This window comes from Geodermatophilus sp. URMC 60 (assembly GCF_053502585.1).
Genome location: NZ_CP199958.1, coordinates 4,724,589 through 4,749,536 on the forward strand (window position 1 = coordinate 4,724,589; position 24,948 = coordinate 4,749,536).

Here is a 24,948-nt window from a genome sequence, read left to right on the forward strand (position 1 = left end):
ACGTGGCCAGGAGCCAGAGCTCGCACCCCGCGAACGCCGCCGAGGCGCTGGAGCGCCTGGGCCGGTTGTCCCTGCGCGACCTGTCGATGGAGGACCTGCTGCAGACGGTGGCCGACCTGACCAGGACGGTGATGCCGGGGCACCCCGAGGCGTCGGTGTCGTTGCTGGTGAGGGGGAGCCCGAGCACGGTGGCCTCCACCGGTCGACTGGCCACCGACCTCGACGAGACGCAGTACGACCGCGACCACGGCCCCTGCCTGCACGCCGCCCGCACCGGCGAGCTGACCGAGATCACCGACACCCGCACCGATCCCCGCTGGCCGGATTACATGCCCCGGGCGGCCGAGCACGGTGCCCTCAGCTCCCTGTCCGTCCCGCTGGCCATCGACGAGGACGAGCAGGTCTCCGGCGCGCTGAACATCTACGCCCGCGAGCCGCACGCCTTCGACGAGGACAGCCGCTCGGCGGCCACGCGGTTCGCGCCCTACGCCGCGGTCGCCGCCGGCAACCTGCACGCCTACCGGAGGGCCCGGGACATGGCCGCCAACCTGCAGGCCGCCCTGGAGACGCGAGGGGTCATCGACCAGGCCAAAGGGATCCTGATAGAGCGCCACGAGCTCACGGCGGACCAGGCGTTCCAGGTCCTGGTCCAGATGTCGATGAAGACCAACCGCAAGCTGCGCGCGGTCGCCGACGACCTGGTCCGCACCGGCGAGGTACCTCACCGATGAGCCCGCCGGGACCGGGGAGCGGACCCGGCCCGGAGTCACCGGGTCGCCCCGAAGCCAGGGCACTCGGAGACTGACGAGCAGCCGCGACGGCTTCCGCGGGGGCTGTCGCGGTCAGGCCCCGTCGCTCCAACACAGGGGCGGCGGGGCCGCCCCTCGTCCCTGGAGCCGCCCTCGGGGTCGCGGCCGTCCACCCTCGTCGCGGTCCTCGGCCCTCTCCCACCCGAAGCGGCCCCCGCGGGGCGCCACAGCGCGACGGCGCCCCCTCCCGGAGGAGGGGGCGCCGCCGGGGCGTCACCGCAGGGTCAGCGCAGGCCCTCCGCGAACTCACCCTCGAACGCGTCCTGGACGACGGTGGCGCCGCCCGGGACGTCGGCCGGCCGCAGGATGAAGCTCTGCGTGCTGGGCGAGCGGCCGGTCTCGAAGCCGTCGATCGGGACGACGAGGCCGCCGGTGTCCACGTTCTGCAGCTCGTTGAACGCGGTGACGACGCCCTCGCGGGTCAGGTCGCCGTTCTCGCACGCCGCGTCGAGCACCTGCTTCATGATCGCGCTCATGCCGTAGCCGACGAGCACGCCGAGGCTCGGCTGCACGTTCGGGTAGGCCTCCTGGTACTGCGCGAGCAGCTCGGGCTGGGCGTCGAAGGCCGACACCGGGCTGGAGACGTACAGGTTGTCCTTCAGCGCCTGGGCGGCCGGCCCCTGCAGCAGGCCCGGCGCGAACACCGGGTTGCTGCCGATGATCGGCACGTTCAGCCCCTGGGCAGCTGCCACGCCGGCCGCCGACGCGGTCTGCGTGGGCGCGACGGTGAGGGCGATGGCGTCGACCCCGGCCGCGGCGAACTGGGTGATCTGCGCGGTCATGTCCTGGTCGGACGACTTGATCTGCGCGGGGATGATCGTCAGCCCGCGCTCCTCGGCCACCGCCTCGCTGCCGGCCAGGCCGTTCTCGCCGTACTCGCCCTCGAAGTAGATGTGCCCGACGGTGTCGCCGTCGGCCAGCAGGCCCTGGTCGAACATGTAGGCGTAGCCGTTGGCCAGCTCGACGTCGTAGGTGGCGCCCACGACCCCGGTGCCGGGGATCTCGGTGAGGGTGCGCGCCCACGCCGAGGGGAAGTTGACGATCTGGTCGGCCTCGTACTCCGGGGCCAGCGCGGTGTTGATCGGCGACCCGATCGTCTGCTGCATCGCCAGGATGTTCGGCTCCATGCCGCTGTAGAGCTGCACACCCGTCTGCGGCACGTAGTTGGTGTCCTGGACGTCGAGCTCGACGGAGTAGGTGTCGCAGACCTGGTTGTCCTGCCAGAACAGCTGGTTGGCGTTGGTGATGTCCTGGCCGAGCGCGGCGAACACGCCGGTCAGGTCGGTGAGGACGCCGAGGGTGATCGTCGTCCCCTCGACGCCGACGTCGGTCGCGACCTCGCCGGCCGAGCCGCCCTCTCCTCCTCCTCCTCCGCCGCCGGACTCCGGTGCCCGGGTGCTGCATCCGGCGGTCGCCACGACGACGACCGCGGCGACCGCGGTCGTCGCGCGCAGTGCCTTGCCTGTTCTCATCTGGTGTCGCTCCCTTGTGCTGGTCGGTCGGAGGGGGTCGGTGCGGAGCCGGGTTGCTCCGGGGGTGGTGTGACCACTCCACCGCGGGCGGGCGCACGGCCCCGGCGGAAGCGTTGGGTGAGGCGTTGTGCGATGCCCGCCAGCCCGGCGGGCTCGAACAGGACGACGAGGATGATCGCGGCGCCGTAGAGGAACCGGGCGGCGAAACCGGCGGAGATGCCGCCCTGGCCCGGTGCGCTCACCAGGGGCAGGACGTCGGCGTACTGCTGGAACAGCAGCGGTAGCGCCGTGACGAACAGCGCGCCCAGCGCCGCGCCGCCCACCGACCCCAGCCCGCCCAGCACGATCATCGCCAGGTACTGGATGGAGACGACGAGCGTGAAGGACTCCGGGGCGATGCTGCCGATGGACAGCGCGTAGAGGACCCCGGACAGGCCCGCGTACATGGAGCTGACCAGGAAGACGCGCGCCTTGTAGGCCTGCACGTTGACGCCCATGACCGACGCGGCGACCTCGCTGTCGCGGAGCGTCTGCAGCGCCCGGCCGGGCCGGCTGCGCAGCAGGTTCCGGGCGAAGACGTAGGCGGCCAGCGCCAGGACCAGCCCGAGGTACCACAGCCGCTCGGCCTCCCGGAACGGCACGCCCAGCACCCACAGCTGCGGGTCGCTGTTGCCGAACGTGAAGCCGAACAGCGAGAACTCCGGCGCCGCGCGGCCGTTGAAGCCACCGGTCACCGGCGTCCAGGTGTTGATCACGTGCACGCCGATGAAGACCAGGCCCAGCGAGGCGACGCCGAGGTAGATGCCCCGCAGCCGCGCCGCGATCGGGCTGAACACCAGCCCGGCGACCCCGGCGAGCAGGACACCGACGACCATCCCGACGATCGGCGGCAACCCCAGCCCCTCCAGCGCGGCCCGGGTGCCGAGCCCGCCGGGCTCCCCAGAGATGTAGGTGTAGCTGACCGCCCCGACGGCGAGGAAGAAGGCGTGCGCCAGGGACAGCTGTCCGGTGGTGCCGACGAGCAGGTTGAGCCCGATGGCGCCGATGGCGGCGCCGAACACCGCGAACCCGGTGCGCAGCCAGAACTCGTCGAAGTACAGCGGGAAGACCAGCAGGAAGCCCAGCAGCGCGGCGACGAGCACCCACTTGACCACGGCGCCGCGGCCGCGGCCGGATGCCGGCCGGGCGGGACCGGACGACGCCGCACGGGAGGCCCCCGCCGGGCGCGAGACGGTCTGCTCAGACACGGGTCAGCTCCTTGGTGCCGAAGAGCCCCGAGGGCCGGACGAGCAGGACGGCGATCATGACGACGTAGGGGACGACCTCGCCGAAGCCGCGGCCGAGGAACAGCAGCTGTTCCTGGTAGCCGGCGGCGAGGGACTCGGCCACCCCGATGAGCAGGCCGCCCACCAGGGCACCCCCCGTGCTGTCCAGGCCGCCGAGGATGGCTGCGGGGAAGGCCCGCAGCGCCGTGGCGTACACGGCCGAGCTGACGCCAGGCGTCGGGCTGCCGACCAGGAACAGTGCGGCCACCCCGGCGAGGACACCGGCGACGACCCAGGCGAGCGCGGAGACCCGGCCCTGCCGGATGCCCATCAGCGCCGCCGTCTCGCCGTCCTCCGCCGACGCGCGCATGGCCACGCCCCAGCTCGAGTACTTGAACGCGACGAAGAACAGCACGATGAGGACGCCGGCGACGATCATGGCGACCAGCCGGTTCTGGGTGATCCCGATGCCGCCGATGCGGACCGACTCGCCACCCCACGGGTGCGGCACGTTGAGGATGTCCGGGCCGATCCGCCGGATCAGCTCGGTCAGCAGGATGATGTCCACACCGATCGTGACGATCGCCAGGCTGATGACGGGTGCACCGCGGAGCCGGTTGATGATGAAGCGCTCGATCAGGAAGGCGGCCAGCGCGGTGATCACCAGGCCGACGAGCACCGCGCCGAGGAAGCCCAGGGACTCGGACAGCCGCGCGATCGAGTACGCGCCGAGCAGCAGCAGCGAGCCGTGGGTGAAGCTCACGACCTCGCTGGCCTTGAAGATGATCACGAAGCCGAGCGCGATCAGCGCGTAGATGGCGCCGAGCGACAACCCGTTGAGCAGGAGCGAGAGGAACTGGGTCACGAGGCCGTCCCTGGCGTGTCGGTGGTGTGGTGGGCGACGGCCTCGGCGGGCGTCTCGTCGTCCCCGGAGCCCAGGTAGGCGCGGATGACCTCGGGGTCGGCCTGCACCTGGGCCGGCGTCCCGTCGGCGATCCGGCGTCCGAAGTCCAGGACGGTGACCCGGTCGGCGAGGGACATGACCATCCCCATGTCGTGCTCGACGAGGACGATGGAGATGCCGAGCGCCGAACGGATCTCCCGGATGGCCTCGGCCATCCGGCCGGTCTCCTCGGCGTTCATCCCGGCGACCGGCTCGTCGAGCAGCAGCAGCCGCGGCTCGGTGCAGAGCGCGCGGGCCACCTCGACGCGCTTCTGGTCGCCGTAGGACAGCACGCCGACCGGGGTGTGCAGCTTGTCGCCGAGGTCGAGGAACTCGGCGATCTCCCGGATCCGCTCGCCGTGCACCTTCCCCTCCCGGGTGGCGCGGGGCAGCCGCAGCCCGGAGGACAGGAACCCGGCCTTCGTGAGGTGGTGGCGGCCGAGCATGAGGTTCTCGGCGACCGACTGGGCGCCGGAGAGGGCGATGTTCTGGAACGCCCGGGCCACGCCGACCCCGGCGATCTGGAACGGACGCATCTGGTCGAGCCGGACGTCGCCGAACCGGACCTCCCCCGAGGCGGCCTTGTAGACGCCCGAGAGGACGTTGAACATCGTCGACTTGCCGGCGCCGTTGGGCCCGATGACCGCGTGGATGGTCCCCGGCGCGACGGTGAAGGACACGTCGTTGAGCGCCTGGATCGCGCCGAAGCGGACGCTGACGTGCTCGACCTCGACCGGCGGGACGTCGGACCGGGTGTCGGTCACGGCCGCGGTCACGCGGTCCACCGCGAGAGGGTGCGGCGGGTGTGGCGGCCGACCGGCCCGGAGGCCGCCGGGTCGCCGTGGCCCAGGTAGAGCCGCTGCACCTCGTCGGTGCGCGCGAGCTCCTCGGCCGGCCCCGACAGGGACACCTTGCCGACGTCGAGGACGTAGGCGAGGTCGGCCACGCCCAGCGCCATGGTGGCGTTCTGCTCGACCAGGAGCACCGAGGTGCCCTGCCGGTTGATCTCGGCGACCACCTCGCCGATCTGGCCGATCACCCGCGGGGCCAGGCCCAGCGAGGGCTCGTCGAGCAGCAGCAGCTTGGGGCTGGCCATGAGCGCCCGGCCGATGGCCAGCATCTGCTGCTCACCGCCGGAGAGCAGCCCCGCCCGCTGGCCGCTGCGCTCGGCCAGCACGGGGAACAGGTCGTGCACGCGGGCGTGCGCGGCGGCCTTGGCGGCGCGGTCCCGGTTGCCCATCCCCCCGGCGCGCAGGTTCTCCTCGACGGTGAGCCGGCCGAAGATCCGCCGGCCCTCCGGCACCTGGACGATGCCCCGCCGGACGATCTGGCCGGGGTCGCGGCCGGTGAGGGCCTCGCCGTCGAAGTGCACCGCGCCCTCGTCGACGCGGCCCCGGTGCAGCCGCAGCGTTCCCGAGATCGTCCGGAGGAGAGTGGACTTGCCGGCCCCGTTGCTGCCGAGGACGGCGACGACCTTGCCGTCGGGGACCTCCATGGTCACGCCGCGCACGGCCTCCACGGCACCGCCGTAGGTCACCCGCAGCGAGTCGACGCTCAGCATGCGGGCCGCTCCGCGGTCGTCCCCGGCGGATGGACCGGTGGCCTCCGGTCAGCGCGCCGCGGAACGGCATCGGTCTGTGATGCAGGGCACATGGCCGGACACTGTAAAGGCACGGCGCGCCGATCCGTGCACTGTCCACGCACATCGTGATCAGCAGGTGACCTGGGCGACCGACTGGTCCACTACCTGCGCATATGGGTTGCGGAGACCAACTTCTCGACGACGCGACGGGCCCGCTGTCGAGCGGGTCCGTCGAGGGGGACGGGCGGCGGGGAGGTCGCGGCGGCCCCGTCCTGGCCCTGCCCCGAGCGTGCGAGGGCGGACGGCCCCGTCCAGAGGCTCGTCGCGAGCGATGAGGAGTACGGGGTCCTTCCAGGGGTCCTTGCTCAGGCCGCGCCGGTTCCGTCGCCGGATGCGACGTGCTCGACGGCGAGCAGGTCGTAGAGGCCGGTGATCTGCAGCGGCCGGACGACCGCGCGGCTGGAGGCGACCACTCGGAGGACCACGCCCTCCTGGACGGCGCGGCGGTGAGCGCCGGCCAGCACGCACAGGCCGGCGGAGTCGAGGAAGGTCACGCGGTCGAGGTCGACGGTGAGCGCCGGGACGCCGTCGGCGAAGGCCGTGTCGACGGCTGCGCGCAGCGCGGGGGCGGTGGAGGAGTCGACCTCACCGGTGACGGTGAGCAGGACGCCGGCGGGTGCGGAACCGGTCACGTGGATGGAGACCAGGTCGTTCGCGGGGGCAGCGGTCACGGTGCGCCTCTCAAGAGGAAGCGAACCCGTGCGGAGGACCACGGCGGCAGCCGTGGCACGACGCGGAGTCCGGCATCTGTGCCGCGGCTGACTGTTGAACCGCTCCACTGACCGTAGGGACCCCGGTCCGCGGAATCAAGAGCAACGGGGGGCGTCGGGGCCGTCGGGTGGGTGTTCCCGCGGCCCCGGCCTGGGTGCGGCGACCGGCCCGCCGGCGCGCGGGGATACTGGGCGGCGTGTCGCGGCGACTGATCGGGTGGGGTGGGGTCTGGCTGGCCGGCTCGGTCGCGGCCTTCCTGCTGCTCGACCCGATCCTCGCCTCCTTCCTCGCCATCTTCGGCCTCTGCCTCTGGGGTGTCGCGGCGCTGGCCAGCGGGTGGGAACAGCACTCCTCCTTCGAGCAGCGCGAGCTCGCCCGCGCCCGCCGTCGTGCCGCGCGCCGCGAGAGGACGAAGGACGCCCGGGCCCGCGACCGCGCCCGCTGGGAGGCCCACCAGCAGCGCAAGGCCGACCGCTCCGCCGGTCGGTAATCCGCTCGACGGGTCCGCGGCGGGCCCGTAGCGTCGTCCGCATGCGGTCCTGATCGATCCTCCACGACGTCCGCGGGTCGAGCCCTGCTCCCCGCCGTCCGCGCCCCGCTCATGCGCCGGCGCCTCCGCCCGCTCTCCCGACCGGCTGCGGTCGCGCAGCCCTGCCCTCCTCCGGAGGTCTCCTTGTCACGCCCGCACCGCACCCTCGACGGCGCCCCCGCCACCGCCCGCGCCGCCCTCCCCGATACGGAGGCGGCCGACCTCGACCGTCTGGCGCACGCCGTCCTCGCCCGGCCCGGCGCCGCCCTCGGCGCCGCGCTGCGCGCCGTCCTGCCCGGCACGGCCGGTGCGCGGTGGCTGCGCTCGGAGGGCCTGCCGCCCACCACCCGCGCCGCCGACCTGACCGCCGAGCAGTGGCTGTCGCTGCACCGCTGCTCCGCCGCGGCGGGGCACGTCCCCGGCCCGGCCGCGGCCGGCGGGCGGAACGGCCGGCCGTCGGCGCACGGGCACGCGCCCGGCGCGATGGCCGCGCCCCGCTGGCACTGAAAGAGGACCCCTTGCCCCCCGCCACTCGCGCGCTCGCGGCGGGACCCTGCAAGGGGGCCGACGGGAGGCGCCGTCAACCCGCGCTATGGGCCGACGGCGTCCTCGGCGGCGAGCGCGGCGGCGCGGTCGGGGTGTGCGAACGCCTCGGCCAGCGCCTGGCGCAGCGGCCACACCCCGGCGCGCCAGGCCAGCGCCCGCCCGAGCGCGGCGGGCGTGCCGTCGACGGCGTCGGGGTGGTCGCCCCTCGGACCCCCGCCCGGCCACCACGGCACCGGTCGGCCGTCGGCGCGCAGCGGCTCGTGGACGGCGACCTCACCCGGGAGCTCGGCAAGCCCCAGCCGGGCGGCCGCCAGCCCCGCCCCCGGGACGTCGGCCCAGCGCACCGTGCGCGCCGGGCGGCTCTCCACGCGGGCCCGCACCACCTCGCCGGCCAGCGGCAGGTCCAGCAGATCGGCGACCGGCCCCGGGGCCCCACCGGCGGGCACGAGCGCGGAACCGACCAGTGGCTGTAGCCACGGCGCGTCGAGCACGACGGCCTCCGCGGCAGGCACCACGCGGTCCGGGGCCACGCGCACCCGGGCCGGCGGGTCCACGTCGACGCCGCTCAGCGCCGCGGCGAGCCGCGCGTGCACGGTCCGCAGCACCGCGGGAGCGACCGTCCGGCGAGGGTCGCCGAGCCGGTCGAGCAGGTCGAGCGCGCCGTCGACGTCGGCCAGCACGTCGTCCACGGAGGCCGGCGGCCGCAGCAGGTCGAGGAGGGCCGGCGCGGCGTCGGCCGGTTCGTACAGCCCCTGCAACTCCGTCGCCTCCGGGAGCCGCACCCGGTCCGGACGCCGCCCGCCGAGCACCGGGTGGCTGCCCAGCCACCAGCGCAGGTAGCCGGGCACGGGCACCCCGCCGAGCACGACGTCGGCCCATGCCTCGGCAGGCAGCTCCGCCAGCAGGGGCAGGGCGCCGGCCCAGTCGGCGACGAGCTCGAGATCCCGGACGGCGGTCAGCGGCGGCCAGGAGGGTGCGGGCGCGCCGGCGGGCAGCCGGTCGAGGACGGCGTCGGCCCAGTCCTGGGCACCGTCGACGTCGAGCTCGTCAGGGTCCTCGGCGCGCATCAGCGCGAAACCGTCGAGCACGCCCACCGCGCGCAGCACGTCGGGGTCGGCGTCCACCGCGGGGTCCAGCACGCCCAGCGCCCCCTCGGCCAGCACCGCCCCGAAGCGCGACCCGGGCAGCACGAGCTCGCCGGCCGGCGCCCAGCCGCCGTCGGCGTCGGGCAGCGCCAGCTCGGCCAGCCACGGCAGCTCACCGGGCGCGGTGCCGGCCGCGGCGACCAGCGCCAGGACGGCGTCGGCGAACCCGGCCGGGCCGCGGTCGGCGTCCCAGTCGTCGTCGGCCGCGTCGACCGAGGCCTCGACCGCCGCCCGCACCTCCGGGTCGTCGAGCACCGCGGCCGCGGTCGCGGGGCGGGCGTCCAGCCGCTCCAGCAGCCGTCGGGCGGCGGCCGGTGCGACCGCGTCGGGATCGGCCACCCGCAGACCCAGCGGCCCCAGCCGCGCCACCGGCAGCCCCTCGTCGGGGAGCAGCACCCCGGCCGGCCCGTGGGCGGTGCGGCCGTCGGCGAGCGGCACCGGCAGCGCAGCCAGCTCCTCACGCTCGGCACCGTCCAGCGCGACGTAGAGCCGTGCCCACCACGACGGCGGCCGGGCGACGCCCCGCACCGCCTCCACCACCTCGGCGGTGCCCACCCGGCGCACCCCGAGCGCGGCCAGCGCGGGCTGGTCCCTCCTGCCGGACCAGCCCGCCGGCAGCAGCCCGGGCAGGACGCCGGTCAGCGCGGCCACCCGCTCCTCGGTCGGCTCGGCGAGCACCGCGGCCCGGCCCGGGGTCTGCCGGTCCGGCTCGGCCCCGGCCACCGGCAGCCACGCGGTCTCCCGCAGCCGCTCCAGCGCCGCGGTGCACAGGGCGGCGTCGAGCTCGGCGCCGGCCAGTCCGATGCGCGGCACCAGTGCGAGCACCGCGCCGTCCCCGCCGGCCTCGTCGGCCAGCCCCGCGAGCAGGTCGGCGTAGGCAGCGGCGGCCGCGGTGACCAGCTCGTCGGTGACCGGCCCGGGCAGCACGTGCCGCCGGTCGGCGCCCAGCGGGAACGGCGCGATCAGCCGGGCGGGCAGGGTCAGCGGCTCGTCGCTGGGCGTCGGGCCGTGCACCCGCTGCGGCAGCGGCAGGGCCACCGGGCGGCCGTCGTCGTCCAGGGGCACCGCCCACGTGAGCGTCCAGGCGCGGCGCTCCCGTTCCTCGACCGGCCGCCCGGCGAGCAGCTCCTCGGGCAGCACGCCGTCCCGCCGCTCGAGCCGCCAGGTCGTCGTCCGGTCGCCGTCGGTCAGCCGGGCCCGGGTGCCCGCGTACCGCACGGCCAGCGACCGCGCCGTCCCGTCGAGGACGACGTCGACCGCGGCCAGCCCGGGCAGCGCGAGCAGCAGCTCGGGGTCGAGCTCCTCCAGGGCGGTCCGGACGGCGGCCCGCGACCCGGCGCGCAGCGGCAGCGCCACTTCGGTCGCGAAACCCTCCGGGGGCGTCCCACCGGCCGGCCAGGGCAGCCGCAGCACCGGGACCGCGCCGTCCCGGCGGGCCACCTCCCCGGTCAGCGCGGGGATGCCGGCGACCTCCGCGCGGGTGCGGTCGGCGCTGAACAGCACGCCGCCGGTGGTGGAGTGCACGGCGGGCTCGTCGGTGACCGCGAGGACGGCGGCGAAGCCGACGCCGAAGCGGCCGACCGAAGCCGGCTCGTCGCGCTTGGCCGACGCGCGCAGCGTCGCCAGGCCCTGCACGCCGGCGGCGTCGAGCGGGGCGCCGGCGTTGGCCGCCCGCAGCACCTCTCCCCCCGCACCGTCGTCGGCCAGCTCCAGCCGCAGCCGCCCCGGCACGCCGGCCCGGACGGCGGCGTCGGCGGCGTTCTGCGCCAGCTCGACCAGCAGCCGGTCGCGGTAGCCGCCGCGGACGAGGTCCTCCTCGGCGTTGGCGTCCTCGCGGAAGCGGGCCGGGGAGTCGGTCCAGGCGGCGAGCACCCGGCGCCGCAGCCCGGCGGTGTCGAAGGGGTCGGCTCCCGAGGCGTCGGAGGGGTCGGCTCCCGAGGCGTCGGAGGGGTCGGCTCCCGAGGCATCGGAGGGGTCAGCCACGCCGCCAGCATGGCAGCGGCGTGGCGGGGTATCCGTGGTGCGTGTCCGAGATCGACGTGTCCCAGTACCGGTTGCAGGCCCTCCCCGACGACGACTCCGACGAGGACTGGGACGACGACGGCGAGCTGTTCGGCCCCGACGGCAGGCGGGTCGAGACCTGGCGGGAGGGTTATCCGTACAGCGAGCGGCTGCCGCGCAAGGAGTACGAGCGGGAGAAGCGCCGGCTGCAGATCCAGCTGTTGCGGCTGCAGGGCTGGGTGAAGGACACCGGCCAGCAGCTCGTCGTCCTCTTCGAGGGCCGCGACGCCGCCGGCAAGGGCGGCACGATCAAGCGCTTCACCGAGCACCTCAACCCGCGCGGCACGAAGGTGATCGCGCTGGACAAGCCCTCCGAGCGCGAGCGGACCCAGTGGTACTTCCAGCGCTACGTGCAGCACCTGCCCGCCGCCGGGGAGATCGCCCTGTTCGACCGGTCCTGGTACAACCGCGCCGGCGTCGAGCGGGTCATGGGCTACTGCACCGACGAGCAGTACGAACGGTTCATGCGCCAGGCGCCGGAGTTCGAGCGGATGCTCGTCGACAGCGGCATCCGGCTGGTGAAGTTCTGGTTCTCGGTCTCCCGGCGCGAGCAGCGCACCCGGTTCATCGTGCGGCGGATCGACCCGGTGCGGCAGTGGAAGCTCTCCCCCACCGACCTGGCCTCGCTGGACCACTGGGACGACTACACCGCGGCCAAGGAGGCGATGTTCGCCGCCACCGACACCGGGCACGCGCCGTGGACGGTGATCAAGAGCAACGACAAGAAGCGGGCCCGGCTCGAGGCGCTGCGCCACGTCCTGCACTCGCTGCCCTTCGAGGGCAAGGACGAGGCGGTCGTGGGGCGGCCGGACCCCAACATCGTGGTCGCCGCGGCGGACGTGCTGGAGTCCGACCGCGAGGCGCTCGAGCGGGAGGAGCTGGCGGCGGCCCGCTGATCGGGGACCTCCGGAAGGACCCCGTCCTCGTCGCTCGCAGGCTCGCGACGAGCTCCTGGACGGGGCCGGCTGCCCTCGCACGCTCGGGGCGGGGCCGAGGAGCAGCGGCTACCCGCGGGTAACCTGCATTCCCATGTCGCTCGCCGAGCAGTCGGAACGCCGCGCCACCGAGACCTTCGAGTCGACGGCCCCCGCGACGGGTGCGGTCGTCGGGGTCTTCCCCGTGCACGGGCCGGACGACGTCCGCGCGGCCGTGGACCACGCCCGCGTCGCCGCCGCGGCGTGGGCCGACCTCGGCTTCGACGGCCGGAGGCAGCGGCTGGCGGCCTACCGCGGCTACCTCGCCCGCCGGATGCACGAGCTGGCCGACCTGGTGCACCGGGAGAACGGCAAGCCGCACGCCGACGCGATCCTCGAGATCACCCTGGCCGTCGACCACCTGGCCTGGGCCGCCACCCACGCGCGCAAGGTGCTCGGGCCGCGACGGGTCAGCCCGGGCCTGCTGGCGGCCAACCACGCGGCGTGGCTGGAGTACCAGCCGCTCGGCGTCGTCGGCGTGATCGGCCCGTGGAACTACCCGGTGTTCACGCCGATGGGCTCGATCGCCTACGCGCTGGCCGCCGGCAACGCCGTCGTCTTCAAGCCGTCGGAGCACACGCCGGCCGTGGGGGTGTGGCTGGCCGACGCCTGGCGGGCCGCGGTGCCCGACGCCCCCGACGTCCTCTCGGTCGTGACCGGCCTCGGTGGGACCGGCGCGGCGCTGTGCCGCGCCGGGGTGGGCAAGCTGGCCTTCACCGGCTCGGCCGCCACCGGTCGCAGGGTCATGACCGCGTGCGCCGAGACCCTCACGCCGGTGCTCATGGAGCTCGGCGGCAAGGACGCGATGATCGTCGACGACGACGCCGACGTGGCCGCCGCCGCTGACGCCGCGGTGTGGGGCGCGATGAGCAACGCCGGGCAGACCTGCATCGGCATCGAGCGGGTCTACGCCACCGAGCGGGTCTACGACGCCTTCGTCGCCGAGGTGACCGAGAAGGTGCGCGAACTGCGCCCGGGCACCGACGACGCCGCCGCCTACGGCCCGATGACGATGGCCGCCCAGACCGACGTCGTCCGCCGGCACCTGGACGACGCGCTCGCCGCGGGCGCGCGGATCGCCGCCGGCGGCACGGTCGAGGGCCGCATGGTGGCGCCGACGGTGCTGCTCGACGTCCCCGAGACCTCCGCCGCGGTGTGCGAGGAGACCTTCGGCCCGACGCTGACCATCACGCGGGTGCGCGACGCCGAGGAGGCCCTCGAGCGCACCAACGCCAACGCGCACGGGCTGGCCGGTGCGGTCTTCTCCCGGTCGAGGGTGCGGGCCATGGACCTCGCCCGCCGGATGAGGAGCGGCATGACCTCGGTGAACTCGGTGCTCACCTTCGCCTCGGTGCCGGCGCTGCCCTTCGGCGGCGTGGGGGAGAGCGGCTTCGGCCGGATCCACGGCGAGGACGGGCTGCGCGAGTTCACCCGCGCCAAGGCCATCACCTGCCGGCGGTTCGGGCTGCCGGTCGACCTGATGAGCTTCACCCGGCCGGCCGCGGCCGCCGACGCGCTGGCCCGCGTGATGGGTCTCGTGCACGGCCGACACCGGTGACCGCCTCCGGGGGCACCGAGGAGTTCGACGTCGTCGTCGTCGGCGCGGGCTCGGCCGGCTGCGCGCTGGCCGGGCGGCTGTCGGAGGACCCGTCGCTGCGCGTGCTGCTGCTGGAGGCCGGCGGCTCGGACGACGTCCTGGAGGTGCGGGTCCCCGCCGCGCTGTACAAGGTCTGGCGCACCCGGCGGGACTGGAACTACACCACCGAGCCGCAGCCGGGCCTGGGCGGGCGGCGGCTGTTCTGGCCCCGCGGCAAGCTGCTGGGCGGGTCCTCGTCGATCAACGCGATGATCTACGTCCGGGGTGGCTCGTGCGACTACGACGAGTGGGCCGAGCTGACCGGCGACCCGTCGTGGTCCTACGAGCACGTGCTGCCCCTGTTCCGCAGGATGGAGGACAACGCCCGCGGCGCGGACCGCTTCCACGGCGTCGGAGGGCCCCTGCGGGTGGAGGACCCGCGCTCGCCGCACGCCTGGTCACGGGCCGTCGTGGAGTCGGCGGTCGCCGCCGGGTACCCGCGCAACGACGACTTCAACGGCGCGACGCAGGAGGGCGTGGGGCTCTACCAGCTCACCCAGCGCCGCGGCCGCCGCTGGTCGGCCGCTGACGCGTACCTGCACCCCGCCGCGGGCCGGCCGAACCTGACGGTCCGCACCGGTGCGCTGGCGACCCGGGTGCTCGTCTCGGGCGGGCGGGCCACCGGCGTCGAGTACCGGTCCGGCGGGCGGACCCACACCGCGCACGCCGCGGCCGAGGTCGTGCTGGCCGGCGGGGCGGTCAACTCCCCGCAGCTGCTGATGCTCTCCGGCATCGGGCCGGGGGCGCACCTGCGCGAGGTCGGCGTCGACGTCGTCTCCGACCTGCCCGGCGTCGGCGGCGGCCTGCAGGACCACCCGCTGGTGCCGGTCATCTGGCACACCCGCTCGGGGAGGTCGCTGTTCCGGGCGGAGTCGCCGTCGGGCTACGCGCGCTGGTTCGGCGTCCGCCGCGGCCCGTTGACCTCCAACCTGGCCGAGGCGGGGCTGTTCACCCGCTCGCGGCCGGACCTGCCCGGACCCGACCTGCAGTTCCACTTCCTGCCGGTCAAGTTCTGGCGGCAGGCGGAGGTCGACCCCGACGTCGACGCGTTCACCGCCGCCGCCGTCCTGGTGCGGGTGCACTCCCGCGGCTCGGTGCGGCTGCGCTCGGCCGACCCGACCTGGGCGCCGGCCATCGACGCCGGCTACCTCACCGACGAGCGCGACCTCGACGCGCTGGTGTGCGGGGTCGAGAGGGCTCGCGAGATCGCGTCGTCCGGCCCGCTGGCCGCCGTCCTGGCCGAGGAGTGGTCTCCCGGTGGGACGGTGCACTCGCAGGAGGGGCTGCGGCAGTCGGTGCGCGACACGCTCGAGTCGCTGTACCACCCGGTGTCCTCGTGCCGGATGGGGACCGACGACGACGCGGTGGTGGATCCGCAGCTGCGGGTGCACGGCATCGACGGGCTGCGGGTGGCCGACGCCTCGGTGATGCCGACGCTGGTGCGCGGCAACACCAACGCCCCGACGATCATGATCGCCGAGCGGGCGGCCGACCTGATCACCGGCCGCACCGTCGACCCGACCCTCACCGGCACCGCCTGAAGGCCCTGGCCGCCGGCACGCCGCTGCGGGTCCGGACGGTGCGGCTCCCCTCGAGCGCACCGCGTGCACCGTCCTCCCGACCGCAGAACTCCTCGCCCGGTGTATCCGTCGGGGCGCCTCGACGCTCGGACGGGTGTGAGCACCGGACGGCCACCCGAGTCCTGGCCCTACCTCCTCCTGCTGGAGGCCGCCCGCTCGCTGGGCCGCGTGGACGGCGGTCTGGCCGCGGCCATCGAACCGGCGGGCTCGGTCGGCCCGCAGTCGACGTGCTGCCGGGGCCGCGAGCCCGCGGAGTTCGCCCGTCTGCTGTGGGCGGACCGGCCGGGTGCTCCCCCGAGCGGCCTCCGGCTGAACGCGCCCCTCTGGTACGCCCACGGCTTCGGCGAGGGCCTGGCCGCCGAACGGCGCCGGACCGAGTGCCGGCCGGCCCCGTCCCGGGTCCCGCCCTGAGCCTGCGAAGGGTGGGGAGGACGGGGTCCTTCCTCAGCCGTGGGCCTGTGCGGCGGCCGCCTCCTCCCGGTCGGTGGGCAGGGCCGTCCCGACCACGGCCGGCGGACGACGCGGGATGAGGAAGGACATGGCCGCTGCGGCGATGCAGAGCGCACCCGCGAGGAACCAGGCCAGGTCGTAGGAGCCGGTGACGTCGCGGATCACGCCGCCCCCGAAGGCCGCGAAGGCCGACCCGACCTGGTGCGAGGCGAAGACCCAGCCGAACACCACCGGCGCCCGCGGGCCGAAGAACTCACGGCACAGCGCGAGCGTCGGCGGCACCGTGGCCACCCAGTCCAGGCCGTAGAAGACGATGAACGCGACCATGCTGACGTGCAGGTCGGGCCCGAACAGGGCCGGCAGCAGGAACAGCGACAGCCCGCGCAGGCCGTAGTAGGCCAGCAGCAGCACCCGCGGGTCGGTGCGGTCGGTGAGCCAGCCCGACAGCACCGTGCCGGCGATGTCGAAGATCCCGACGACGGCGAGCAGCCCGGCCGCGGTGGTCACCGGCATGCCGTGGTCGTGCGCGGCCGGGATGAAGTGCGGCTGCACCAGCCCGTTGGTCGACAGCCCGCAGATGAAGAACCCGCCGGCCAGGAGCCAGAACGGGGTCGTCCGTGCGGCCGTGACCAGCCCGCGCAGCGCCGTCCGGGCCGCGCCGGTGCGCACCGGGTCGGCGTCGTCGGCCGCCGTCCCGCCGTAGGGGACGACGCCGACGTCGCGCGGCCGGTCGCGCAGCAGCCACAGCACCAGGGGGACGACGGCCAGCGCGGCCGCGGTGGTGCCCAGCGACGCCGAGCGCCAGCCCCAGTTCGCGTCCGCCCAGGCGACCAGCGGGAGGAACACCAGCTGCCCGGTCGCCCCGCCGGCGGTGAGGATCCCCGACACCAGGCCGCGGCGGGCCACGAACCAGCGGCCGGTCACCGTCGCCACCAGCGACAGCGCCATCGAGCCGGTGCCCAGCCCGACGAGGAAGCCCCACAGCAGCACCAGCTGCCAGCTCGCCGTCATGAACACGGTGAGACCGCTGCCGGTCGCGGTCAGCAGCAGCGCCGCGACGACGACGCGGCGGATGCCGAAGCGCTCCATCAGCGCGGCGGCGAACGGCGCGGTCAGCCCGTAGAGCGCCATGTTGACCGCCACGGCGGCCGAGATCGTCGTGACCGACCAGCCGAACTCCGCGCGCAGCGGCTCGATGAGCACGCCGGGCACCGCCCGGAACGCCGCGGCGCCGACCAGGGCGAGGAAGGTCACCCCGGCGACCCACCAGGCGGGGTGGACCCGGTGCGTGCGCGGCGCGGCGGTGCTCGTCACGACGACGAGCATGGCGGATGCCGCCGACGGCGGGACAGTGGCCCGGCGGCCAACACGTGCAAGGATCCGGCCATGACCGCGGGCCCGAGCCCGGCCACGACACCCGGCCCGAGCCCGGCCACGACACCCGGCCCGAGCCCGGCCGGGGCAGGCTCCCACGACGTCGCCGTCCTGGCCCTACCCGGCTCCATCGCCTTCGAGCTCGGCCTGCCCCACCGGCTGCTCGAGTCCGCGGTCGACGCCGGCGGGCACCGGCTCTACCGGGTGCGGGTGGCGACGCTCGACGGCGGGCCGGTCCGCACCTCCGCCGGGTACTCGATCACGCCGGAGCACGACGCCTCGTTGCTGGCCTCCGCCGGGACGGTCGTCGTCCCCGGGGTGCACGGCGGCCCGGCGATGACCGACGGCACGCTCCCCGACGGCCTCGGCGACACCCTGCAGGCCGCCGCCGGGCACGCGCGGCTGGTGTCGATCTGCACCGGCGCCTTCGTGCTCGCCGCGGCCGGTCTGCTCGACGGGCGCCCGGCCACCACGCACTGGATGCACGCCGAGGCCTTCGGCCGGCTGTTCCCCGCCGTCCGCCTCGACCCCGGCGTGCTCTTCGTCGACGACGGCGACGTGCTGACCTCCGCCGGCAACGCCGCCGGCATCGACCTGCTGCTGCACCTGGTCCGCCGCGACCACGGCTTCGAGGTGGCCAACCGGGTGGCCCGGCGCAACGTCGTGGCCCCGTGGCGCGAGGGGGGCCAGGCCCAGTTCGTCGAGCGGCCGCTCCCCGACGTCGGCGACGTCGGGACGGCGGCCACCCGCGCCTGGGCCGTCGAGCGGTTGGCCGATCCCCTCACGCTGGCCGACCTCGCCGGGCACGCGCGGATGAGCGTGCGCACCTTCACCCGCCGCTTCCGCGACGAGACCGGCCTGTCGCCGCTGCGCTGGCTGGCCGGGCAGCGGCTGGCACTGGCGCGGCAGCTGCTGGAGTCCACCGACGCGCCGATCGACCGGGTCGCCGCCGACGCCGGGTTCGGCACACCGGCGTCCCTGCGCCAGCACCTGCGGGCCACCATCGGGGTAGCGCCGGGCACCTACCGGCGCAGCTACCGCGGTCGCGGTGTGACCGGCCCCTCCCCCGTCTGACGGCACAGATCGGCGCCGCATCTGGTTGAGTAGCAGTACCGGCGTTGCCCTGCTGCCCATCCGGGGCGCGGGACTCGACGTCGGGCTGCGGCAGCGCCACCCCGGCGCGCCCGGCTGTCCGACGTCCCGCTGGACGACGCGCCGCCCTGCTCCGCGCAGGCGCGCCGGCGCGCACTCCGCCCGGGTCGCCCGACGGCGAACCGAGCACTGAGGAACACCCCATGACCTCGCACGACGCCTCCACGCCTGCCTCCGCGGGCACCCGCCGTCGCCGTCGCGGTGGCCGCGGCGGGGGCAGCCGCCCCGCGACCGGCCAGCGCACCGAGCAGCAGCCGACCCCCGAGGCCCCGGCGCCCGCGCCCGTCGTCCCGGTGGGCGCCGACGCTCTGCCGTCCGCCCACCCCACCACCCCGGCGGGTCTCCCCACCGACGCCACCTTCGCCGACCTCGGCGTCCCCGCCCCGCTGGTCGAGGTGCTCGCCGCCAGCGGCATCACCGCACCGTTCCCGATCCAGGTGGCCACGCTGCCCGACACCCTCGCCGGGCGTGACGTGCTCGGCCGCGGGCGCACCGGCTCGGGCAAGACGCTGGCCTTCAGCCTGCCGCTGGTCGCCCGGCTGGCCGCCTCCGACAGCCGCCGGCAGCCCAAGCGGCCGCGCGCGCTGGTCCTGGTGCCGACCCGCGAGCTGGCCAACCAGGTGCTCGCCGTCGTCGACCCGCTGGCCCGCGCGCTCGGCATGAGGGCGACGACCGTCTTCGGCGGTGTCGGCCAGAACCCGCAGGTGCAGGCGCTCGCCGGCGGCATCGACGTCCTCATCGCCTGCCCCGGCCGGCTCGAGGACCTCATCGGCCAGGGCCACTGCGACCTCTCCGCCGTCGAGATCACCGTCCTCGACGAGGCCGACCACATGGCCGACCTCGGGTTCCTGCCCGGCGTCAAGCGGTTGATGGACCGCACTCCGGCCACCGGCCAGCGGCTGCTGTTCTCCGCGACCCTCGACAACGGCGTCGACGTCCTCGTCAAGCGCTACCTGTCCCGGCCCACGACGCACTCGGTCGACCCCGCGGTCGCGCCGGTGGCCACGATGACCCACCACGTCCTCCGCGTCGAGGCAGGCGACAAGGCCGCCGTCGTCCGCGAGCTGGCCTCGGGGCTGGGCCGCAGCGTGCTGTTCACCCGCACCAAGCACCAGGCCAAGAAGCTGGCCAAGCAGCTGACCGCGGCCGGCGTCCCCGCCGTCGACCTGCACGGCAACCTCAGCCAGAACGCCCGCGAGCGGAACCTCGAGGCGTTCAGCACCGGCAGCACCCGGGTGCTGGTCGCCACCGACATCGCCGCGCGCGGGATCCACGTCGACGACGTCGCGCTCGTCGTCCACGTCGACCCGCCGGCCGAGCACAAGGCCTACCTGCACCGCTCCGGCCGCACCGCCCGGGCCGGCGCCGGCGGCACCGTGGTCACCGTCTCCACCCCGGACCAGGCCGGCGAGGTGCGCACCCTCGCCCGGCAGGCCGGCATCACGCCGACGGTGAGCGCCGTGCGCCCGGGAGCCGCGGAGATCGCCGTGCTGACCGGGCCGGCCGCGCCGTACGTCGAGCCCGCACCCACGGCCGAGCCCCAGCCGCAGGGCCAGGGCGGCGGTCGGCGCCGCCGGTCCGGGGGCGGTTCCGGACGCTCCGCCGGCCAGGCCGGCACCCCGTCGGGCGGCGGGACGGCGTCGTCCTCGCGCGGCCAGGGCCGGACGTCGGGTCCGGCACGCACCCGGGCCGAGCTCGCCGCGCGCGCCGGAATGCACTCGGCGGCGTCGTTCAGCGGCCGGTCCCGCCGCGGGGGCCGCTGACCGGCGGCCCGGCCGGCGACGACGGTTGACGCCCCGGCTGGTGGGCACTGGACCCCTCGACCAGGGCAAGGCCAGGCCCTGACCGTCTGCGACCAGCGAGGGAGCACCATGGCACTGCCCATCACCCTGTCCGAGATCGCGCCCCGCGTCTCGGCCGGTGCGTTCATCCTCAACAGCGGCCTGGGCAAGCGCGGCGCCGACGAGGCCACTGCGGCCGGCCTGCACGGCTTCGCCTCGGGTACCTACCCCTTCCTCAAGGGCATCGAGCCGCGGCAGTTCGCCAAGGTCCTCTCCTACGCGGAGGTGGGCATCGGCGCCGCCCTGCTGACCCCCTTCGTGCCGACGGCGGTGGCCGGCGCCCTGCTCACCGGTTTCTCCGGCGGGCTGCTCGGGCTCTACCTGAACACCCCCGGCATGCGGAAGCCGGGCAGCCTGGCGCCGACCCAGGAGGGGCTGACCGTGGCCAAGGACGTGTGGCTGCTCGGCATCGGCCTCGGCCTGCTCACCAGCGGCACGCTGGACCGGCAGCCGCGCCGGGTGCGCAAGGCCGCGAAGACCCTGGCCAAGGCCAACAAGAAGGTCGCGAGGGCGGCCGCCCGCGCCGAGTGACGCGGCAGGGGCCGGGGACGACCTCCCCGGCCCCCTGCGTTCCCCCTGCGCGGCAGCCGGGAGAGCCGTCGATGCGCCGCCACCGGAGTGGGCTGCGCCGTCGGTCGACCCGGGGACGCGCGGCACAGTAGTCAAGCGGTGCCGCAGCGTGATGGGAGTGCCCGCGCCGTCGTGCCCCCCGGGTCGGGGGGTTCCCCCCGGGTGCTTGACCCCTGCAGCATCGGGGTCAACGGGGAGCCGCCGACGGGGCGGGGTCCCGTCGGCTCCCAGGAGGTCCCGCGTGCCCCACGCGACCGGTCCCACCCGCTCTGCCCGCCGCGCCGCGCCGCTGGTCCTCGCCCTCGGGATCGGCCTGGTCAGCGGCTGCTCCGCGGACGACGGCGCCGCAGACGCCGCACCGTCGACCAGCGCCGAGGCGAGCAGCGCACCGTCGAGCAGCGCCGAGGCGAGCGCGTCGTCAGCGGCGCCCTCCTCCCCCGCGAGCTCCCCGGCGGAGGCCCAGAGCGAGACGGTCGCCGTCACCGAGGGCGAGATGTTCATCGAGCTCGCCGAGGACTCCTACTCCGCGGGCTCGTACACCTTCGAGGTCGTCAACGAGGGCCGCATGCCGCACGACTTCGTGGTGGAGCGGAACGGCGAGGACGTCGCCGCGACCGAGGTCCTCCAGCCGGGGCAGTCGGCCACCCTCACGGTCACCCTCGACGAGGGCGACTACGTCTTCTACTGCTCGGTCGGCAGCCACCGCGCCGCCGGCATGGAGACGCCGATCGCGGTCAGCGCCTGAAGAAGGACCCTCCGCTGCCCGCCATTCGCGAGCTCGCGGCGGGTCCAGACGGGGGCCACCGAGCCCCGGGAGGTGGACGGCGGGACCCCCGACCGCCGTCCACCTCCCGGCGCATCAGTTGCCGCTGGCGAAGGCCGCGTCGAACGCGGCCGCCGGCGGGTCGAAGGCCAGCCGGCGCACGAACGCCAGCGCCTCGGGCGCGCCGACCAGGCGGTCCATGCCGGCGTCCTCCCACTCCACCGAGATCGGCCCGTCGTAGCCGATGGTGTTGAGCATCCGGAAGCAGGCCTCCCACGGGACGTCGCCGTGCCCGGTGGAGACGAAGTCCCAGCCGCGCCGCGGGTCGGCCCACGGCAGGTGCGAGCCCATCCGGCCGTTGCGGCCGTTGCCCACCTGCTTCTTCGCGTCCTTGCAGTCGACGTGGTAGATCCGGTCCTTGAAGTCCCAGATGAACGAGACCGGGTCGAGGTCCTGCCAGACGAAGTGGCTCGGGTCCCAGTTCAGCCCGAACGCCTCACGGTGCCCGATCGCCTCCATCGTGCGGACCGTCGTCCAGTAGTCGTAGGCGATCTCCGACGGGTGCACCTCGTGCGCGAACCGCACCCCCACCTCGTCGAACACGTCGAGGATCGGGTTCCAGCGGTCGGCGAAGTCGCGGTAGCCGTCCTCGACCATGGACTCGGGGACCGGCGGGAACATCGCCACGGTCTTCCAGATCTTCGACCCGGTGAAGCCGACGACCGTCTTCACGCCGAGCTTCGCCGCCGCCCGGGCAGTCGTCTTCATCTCCTCGGCGGCCCGCTGCCGGACGCCCTCGGGGTCGCCGTCGCCCCACACGCGCGGGTGCACCATGCCGCGGTGCCGCTCGTCGATCGGGTCGTCGCAGACGGCCTGGCCGTTGAGGTGGTTGGAGATCGCGAAGACCTGCAGGTTGTAGCGCTTCAGCAGGTCGAGGCGCTCCTGGACATAGCTGTCGTCGTTCGCAGCGCGCTCGACGTCGAGGTGGTCGCCCCAGCAGGCGATCTCCAGGCCGTCGTAGCCCCACTCGGAGGCGAGCCGGGCCACCTCCTCGAACGGCAGGTCGGCCCACTGGCCGGTGAACAGCGTGACGGGACGGGGCATGGAGTGCGTCCTCCTCGGACGACGGCGGACCCCCGGTGCCGAGAGTCCGGAGGTGGGGTCAGGAAGGGATCTCGGTCCAGACGGAACGCGCGGCGGCGCTGCGCTCGACGGCGTCGAGCACCCGCTGCACCTGCAGCCCGTCGGCGAAGGACGGCGTCGGCTCCTCGCCCTTGGCGATGGCGGTCACCAGGTCGACGACCTGGTGGGTGAAGCCGTGCTCGTAGCCCAGGCCGTGCCCGGCCGGCCACCAGGCGCCGACATAGGGGTGCTCGGGCTCGGTGACGAGGATCCGGCGGAAGCCGGCGGTCGCGGCCGGCTCGTCGCCGTCGAAGAAGTGCAGGACGTTCATGTCCTCGAAGTCGAAGGCCAGGCTGCCGCGCGAGCCGTTGACCTCGATCCGGATGGCGTTCTTCCGCCCCAGCGCGAACCGGGTCGCCTCGAAGGTGGCCAGCGCCCCGCCGTCGAACCGGCCGAGGAACACGGCGGCGTCGTCCACGGTGACCGTGCCGGTCCCCTCCCCGCCGACGCCCGACAGCGAGCCGGCCGACGCCGGCAGCGGCCGCTCCTTGACGAAGGTCTCCAGCAGGGCGCTGACGCCGGTCAACCGCTGCCCGGTGACGTACTGGGTGAGGTCGACGATGTGCGCACCGATGTCGCCGAGCGCACCCGAGCCGGCCTTCTCCTTCTCCAGCCGCCACGACATGGGTGCGGCGGGGTCGGCGATCCAGTCCTGCAGGTACTGGGCCCGCACGTGCCGGATCTCGCCCAGCCGGCCCTCGGCGACCAGCTGCCGGGCCAGGCCGATGGCCGGGACGCGGCGGTAGGTGAAGCCGACCATCGACCGGACGCCGCGCTCGGCGGCGCGGGCGGCGACCTCGGCCATCGCCTCGGCCTCGGCCACCGTGTTGGCGAGCGGTTTCTCGCAGAGCACGTGCTTGCCCGCCTCGAGTGCGGCGATCGCGATCTCGGCGTGGGTGTCGCCGGGCGTGCAGACGTCCACGAGGCCGACGTCGTCACGCTCGAGCACGCGGCGCCAGTCGGTCTCGGTCGACATCCAGCCCAGCCGTCCGGCGGCGTCGGCGACGCGGACGGCGTCCCGGCCGGCCAGCACGGTGAGCTCGGGACGCAGCGGCAGGTCGAAGAAGTGGGGGGCGGTGCGCCAGGCCTGGGAGTGCGCGGCGCCCATGAAGGCGTAGCCGATCAGGCCGACGCCGAGGGTCGGGGTCATGCGGTCTCCTCACGGGAGCCGCCGGGGGACGGCGCGCCGTCCCCCGGCGACCGCTGTGTCAGCGGGTCAGGACTCGAACGCGGCGTCGATGTACTGGTCGACGTTGTCGGCGGTCACGACGGGGGCGTCCAGCACGATCCGCTGCGGCACCCCCTGCGAGGAGAGGTCGGACAGGCTCTTGCCCTGCACGATCAGCCGGGCGAGCGCGATCCCGTCCGCGGCCTGGGTGTGCGGGTAGATGACCGTCGCGTCGAGCACCGACTGGCCGCCCTGGATCTCGCGCATCGCGTTGGCCGACCCGGCGCCACCGACCATGAAGAACTCGTCCCGGCCGGCGTTGGTGATGGCGGCCAGGACGCCGACGCCCTGGTCGTCGTCGTGGTTCCAGATGGCGTCGATCTGCGGCGCGGCCTGCAGCAGGTTGGCCGCGGTCCGCTCCCCGCCCTCGACGGTGAAGTCAGCCGCCACGCGGTTGTCCACGTTGAGGCCGCACTCGGACAGCGCGTCGGCGAAGCCCTGGCTGCGGTCCTGCGTCAGCGGCAGCGAGTCGATGCCGGCGATCTCCGCGACGACCGCGTCGGGCTGGTCGCCCAGCTGCGTGCAGATGTACTGGCCGGCCGAGACGCCCATGCCGTAGTTGTCGCCGAGGACGGTGGCCCGGGCGGCGAACGGGCTGTTGAACTCGCGGTCGACGTTGACGACGGTGATGCCGGCCTCCATGGCCCGCAGCGCGACCGGGGTGAGCGCGGCGCCGTCGAAGGGGAGCAGCACGATCGCGTCGACGCCCTCGTTGATGAAGGTCTCGACCTGGCTGATCTGGGTGCTGACGTCGTTGGTGCCCTCGGCGACGCTCAGCTCGACGTCCCCGTAGCGCTCGGCCTCGGCCTGCGCGGCCTGGCTGATGCCGGCCATCCAGCCGTGGTCGGCGGCCGGGGCGGAGAAACCGATGCGTACCGTCTCGCCGGCCTCGTCGTTGGGGCTGGCGGCCTCGCCGCCACCGCCGCCCCCGCCTCCGGAGGCCTCGGGGGTGTTGCTCGTGCAGCCGGCGACCAGGACGCCGGCGCCGAGAACGGCGAGCGCGGTCGACGTGACACGACGGAACGGGCGCTGCCTCGCTGCAGACATGTTCTCTCCTCGGGGGATCGCCTCCCTG

General features: G+C 75.0%; 22 protein-coding genes. 11 read left to right on the forward strand and 11 right to left on the reverse strand.

Going from position 1 to position 24,948, the window contains the following annotated elements:
- The first annotated feature begins 2 nt into the window (after window positions 1-2).
- Window positions 3-731, forward strand: a complete 729-nt coding sequence (locus ACWIX3_RS22240; protein WP_448609523.1) for an ANTAR domain-containing protein — start codon at window positions 3-5, stop codon at window positions 729-731.
- Window positions 732-1,033: 302 nt separating this feature from the next.
- Here the strand turns inward: ACWIX3_RS22240 and ACWIX3_RS22245 are convergent, their stop codons facing one another.
- From ACWIX3_RS22245 to ACWIX3_RS22270, 6 genes are all read right to left on the reverse strand, one after another.
- Window positions 1,034-2,281 carry an ABC transporter substrate-binding protein gene (locus tag ACWIX3_RS22245; RefSeq protein ID WP_448609524.1) on the reverse strand — a complete coding sequence of 416 codons (1,248 nt, stop codon included), beginning with the start codon at window positions 2,279-2,281 and terminating at the stop codon, window positions 1,034-1,036.
- Window positions 2,278-3,528, reverse strand: a complete 1,251-nt coding sequence (locus ACWIX3_RS22250; protein ID WP_448609525.1) for a branched-chain amino acid ABC transporter permease — start codon at window positions 3,526-3,528, stop codon at window positions 2,278-2,280. The genes ACWIX3_RS22245 and ACWIX3_RS22250 overlap by 4 nt, the downstream gene beginning before the upstream one ends.
- Window positions 3,521-4,411: a branched-chain amino acid ABC transporter permease gene (locus ACWIX3_RS22255; RefSeq protein WP_448609526.1), complete on the reverse strand. Its 891-nt coding sequence runs from the start codon at window positions 4,409-4,411 to the stop codon at window positions 3,521-3,523. The genes ACWIX3_RS22250 and ACWIX3_RS22255 overlap by 8 nt, the downstream gene beginning before the upstream one ends.
- On the reverse strand, window positions 4,408-5,274 hold the full coding sequence (locus ACWIX3_RS22260; protein ID WP_448609527.1) for an ABC transporter ATP-binding protein: 867 nt from the start codon (window positions 5,272-5,274) through the stop codon (window positions 4,408-4,410). The genes ACWIX3_RS22255 and ACWIX3_RS22260 overlap by 4 nt, the downstream gene beginning before the upstream one ends.
- Window positions 5,262-6,050, reverse strand: a complete 789-nt coding sequence (locus ACWIX3_RS22265) for an ABC transporter ATP-binding protein (RefSeq protein WP_448609528.1) — start codon at window positions 6,048-6,050, stop codon at window positions 5,262-5,264. The genes ACWIX3_RS22260 and ACWIX3_RS22265 overlap by 13 nt, the downstream gene beginning before the upstream one ends.
- Window positions 6,051-6,436: 386 nt before the next feature.
- Window positions 6,437-6,802, reverse strand: a complete 366-nt coding sequence (locus ACWIX3_RS22270) for an STAS domain-containing protein (protein WP_448609529.1) — start codon at window positions 6,800-6,802, stop codon at window positions 6,437-6,439.
- 236 nt (window positions 6,803-7,038) lie between these two features.
- Here ACWIX3_RS22270 and ACWIX3_RS22275 point away from each other — a divergent pair, with 236 nt between their 5' ends.
- Both ACWIX3_RS22275 and ACWIX3_RS22280 read left to right on the forward strand, forming a co-directional pair.
- Complete coding sequence (locus ACWIX3_RS22275) at window positions 7,039-7,332, forward strand: hypothetical protein (protein ID WP_448609530.1); 294 nt, start codon at window positions 7,039-7,041, stop codon at window positions 7,330-7,332.
- Window positions 7,333-7,515: 183 nt separating this feature from the next.
- Window positions 7,516-7,878: a hypothetical protein gene (locus tag ACWIX3_RS22280; RefSeq protein WP_448609531.1), complete on the forward strand. Its 363-nt coding sequence runs from the start codon at window positions 7,516-7,518 to the stop codon at window positions 7,876-7,878.
- Between the two features lie 83 nt (window positions 7,879-7,961).
- Here ACWIX3_RS22280 and ACWIX3_RS22285 read toward each other — a convergent pair whose 3' ends face one another.
- A complete protein-coding gene (locus tag ACWIX3_RS22285) occupies window positions 7,962-11,045 on the reverse strand; it encodes a sacsin N-terminal ATP-binding-like domain-containing protein (protein WP_448609532.1) in 3,084 nt (1,027 codons plus the stop codon).
- 41 nt (window positions 11,046-11,086) lie between these two features.
- Here ACWIX3_RS22285 and ppk2 point away from each other — a divergent pair, with 41 nt between their 5' ends.
- From ppk2 to ACWIX3_RS22305, 4 genes are all read left to right on the forward strand, one after another.
- The gene (gene ppk2, locus ACWIX3_RS22290; RefSeq protein ID WP_448609533.1) at window positions 11,087-12,019 is read left to right on the forward strand and encodes a polyphosphate kinase 2; all 933 of its coding nucleotides are present in this window, start codon (window positions 11,087-11,089) and stop codon (window positions 12,017-12,019) included.
- A gap of 133 nt (window positions 12,020-12,152) precedes the next feature.
- Window positions 12,153-13,655, forward strand: a complete 1,503-nt coding sequence (locus tag ACWIX3_RS22295) for an aldehyde dehydrogenase family protein (protein WP_448609534.1) — start codon at window positions 12,153-12,155, stop codon at window positions 13,653-13,655.
- Window positions 13,652-15,274 (forward strand): GMC family oxidoreductase, encoded by a 1,623-nt coding sequence (locus ACWIX3_RS22300; RefSeq protein ID WP_448609535.1) that lies wholly within the window; start codon window positions 13,652-13,654, stop codon window positions 15,272-15,274. Before ACWIX3_RS22295 ends, ACWIX3_RS22300 begins: the two co-directional genes overlap by 4 nt.
- Before the next feature lie 135 nt (window positions 15,275-15,409).
- On the forward strand, window positions 15,410-15,724 hold the full coding sequence (locus tag ACWIX3_RS22305; protein WP_448609536.1) for a hypothetical protein: 315 nt from the start codon (window positions 15,410-15,412) through the stop codon (window positions 15,722-15,724).
- A 33-nt stretch (window positions 15,725-15,757) separates the two neighbouring features.
- Here ACWIX3_RS22305 and ACWIX3_RS22310 read toward each other — a convergent pair whose 3' ends face one another.
- Window positions 15,758-17,077: an MFS transporter gene (locus tag ACWIX3_RS22310; RefSeq protein ID WP_448609537.1), complete on the reverse strand. Its 1,320-nt coding sequence runs from the start codon at window positions 17,075-17,077 to the stop codon at window positions 15,758-15,760.
- 72 nt (window positions 17,078-17,149) lie between these two features.
- Between ACWIX3_RS22310 and ACWIX3_RS22315 the strand changes: the two genes are divergently transcribed.
- The 4 genes from ACWIX3_RS22315 (at window position 17,150) to ACWIX3_RS22330 (ending at window position 21,445) form a co-directional block, all read left to right on the forward strand.
- Window positions 17,150-18,211, forward strand: coding sequence for a GlxA family transcriptional regulator (locus ACWIX3_RS22315; RefSeq protein ID WP_448609538.1), 1,062 nt, complete (start codon window positions 17,150-17,152; stop codon window positions 18,209-18,211).
- Window positions 18,212-18,432: 221 nt separating this feature from the next.
- The gene (locus ACWIX3_RS22320) at window positions 18,433-20,052 is read left to right on the forward strand and encodes a DEAD/DEAH box helicase (RefSeq protein ID WP_448609539.1); all 1,620 of its coding nucleotides are present in this window, start codon (window positions 18,433-18,435) and stop codon (window positions 20,050-20,052) included.
- Window positions 20,053-20,160: 108 nt separating this feature from the next.
- On the forward strand, window positions 20,161-20,661 hold the full coding sequence (locus ACWIX3_RS22325) for a hypothetical protein (protein WP_448609540.1): 501 nt from the start codon (window positions 20,161-20,163) through the stop codon (window positions 20,659-20,661).
- 280 nt (window positions 20,662-20,941) lie between these two features.
- Window positions 20,942-21,445: a cupredoxin domain-containing protein gene (locus ACWIX3_RS22330; RefSeq protein WP_448609541.1), complete on the forward strand. Its 504-nt coding sequence runs from the start codon at window positions 20,942-20,944 to the stop codon at window positions 21,443-21,445.
- 114 nt (window positions 21,446-21,559) lie between these two features.
- Here ACWIX3_RS22330 and ACWIX3_RS22335 read toward each other — a convergent pair whose 3' ends face one another.
- The 3 genes from ACWIX3_RS22335 to ACWIX3_RS22345 form a co-directional block, all read right to left on the reverse strand.
- Entirely contained in the window at window positions 21,560-22,567 is a 1,008-nt protein-coding gene (locus ACWIX3_RS22335) for a sugar phosphate isomerase/epimerase family protein (RefSeq protein ID WP_448609542.1), read from the reverse strand.
- A gap of 58 nt (window positions 22,568-22,625) precedes the next feature.
- Window positions 22,626-23,795, reverse strand: coding sequence for a Gfo/Idh/MocA family protein (locus tag ACWIX3_RS22340; protein ID WP_448609543.1), 1,170 nt, complete (start codon window positions 23,793-23,795; stop codon window positions 22,626-22,628).
- A 66-nt stretch (window positions 23,796-23,861) separates the two neighbouring features.
- A complete protein-coding gene (locus tag ACWIX3_RS22345) occupies window positions 23,862-24,920 on the reverse strand; it encodes a substrate-binding domain-containing protein (RefSeq protein ID WP_448609544.1) in 1,059 nt (352 codons plus the stop codon).
- Window positions 24,921-24,948: the final 28 nt, after the last annotated feature.

Coding starts and splice junctions, on each gene's coding strand:
- ACWIX3_RS22335 (WP_448609542.1), bottom strand. CDS start 22,567: ATGCCCCGTCCCGTCACGCTGTTCACCGGCCAGTGGGCCGACCTGCCG.
- ACWIX3_RS22345 (WP_448609544.1), bottom strand. CDS start 24,920: ATGTCTGCAGCGAGGCAGCGCCCGTTCCGTCGTGTCACGTCGACCGCG.
- ACWIX3_RS22295 (WP_448609534.1), top strand. CDS start 12,153: ATGTCGCTCGCCGAGCAGTCGGAACGCCGCGCCACCGAGACCTTCGAG.
- ACWIX3_RS22340 (WP_448609543.1), bottom strand. CDS start 23,795: ATGACCCCGACCCTCGGCGTCGGCCTGATCGGCTACGCCTTCATGGGC.
- ACWIX3_RS22245 (WP_448609524.1), bottom strand. CDS start 2,281: ATGAGAACAGGCAAGGCACTGCGCGCGACGACCGCGGTCGCCGCGGTC.
- ACWIX3_RS22265 (WP_448609528.1), bottom strand. CDS start 6,050: ATGCTGAGCGTCGACTCGCTGCGGGTGACCTACGGCGGTGCCGTGGAG.
- ACWIX3_RS22325 (WP_448609540.1), top strand. CDS start 20,161: ATGGCACTGCCCATCACCCTGTCCGAGATCGCGCCCCGCGTCTCGGCC.
- ACWIX3_RS22315 (WP_448609538.1), top strand. CDS start 17,150: ATGACCGCGGGCCCGAGCCCGGCCACGACACCCGGCCCGAGCCCGGCC.
- ACWIX3_RS22320 (WP_448609539.1), top strand. CDS start 18,433: ATGACCTCGCACGACGCCTCCACGCCTGCCTCCGCGGGCACCCGCCGT.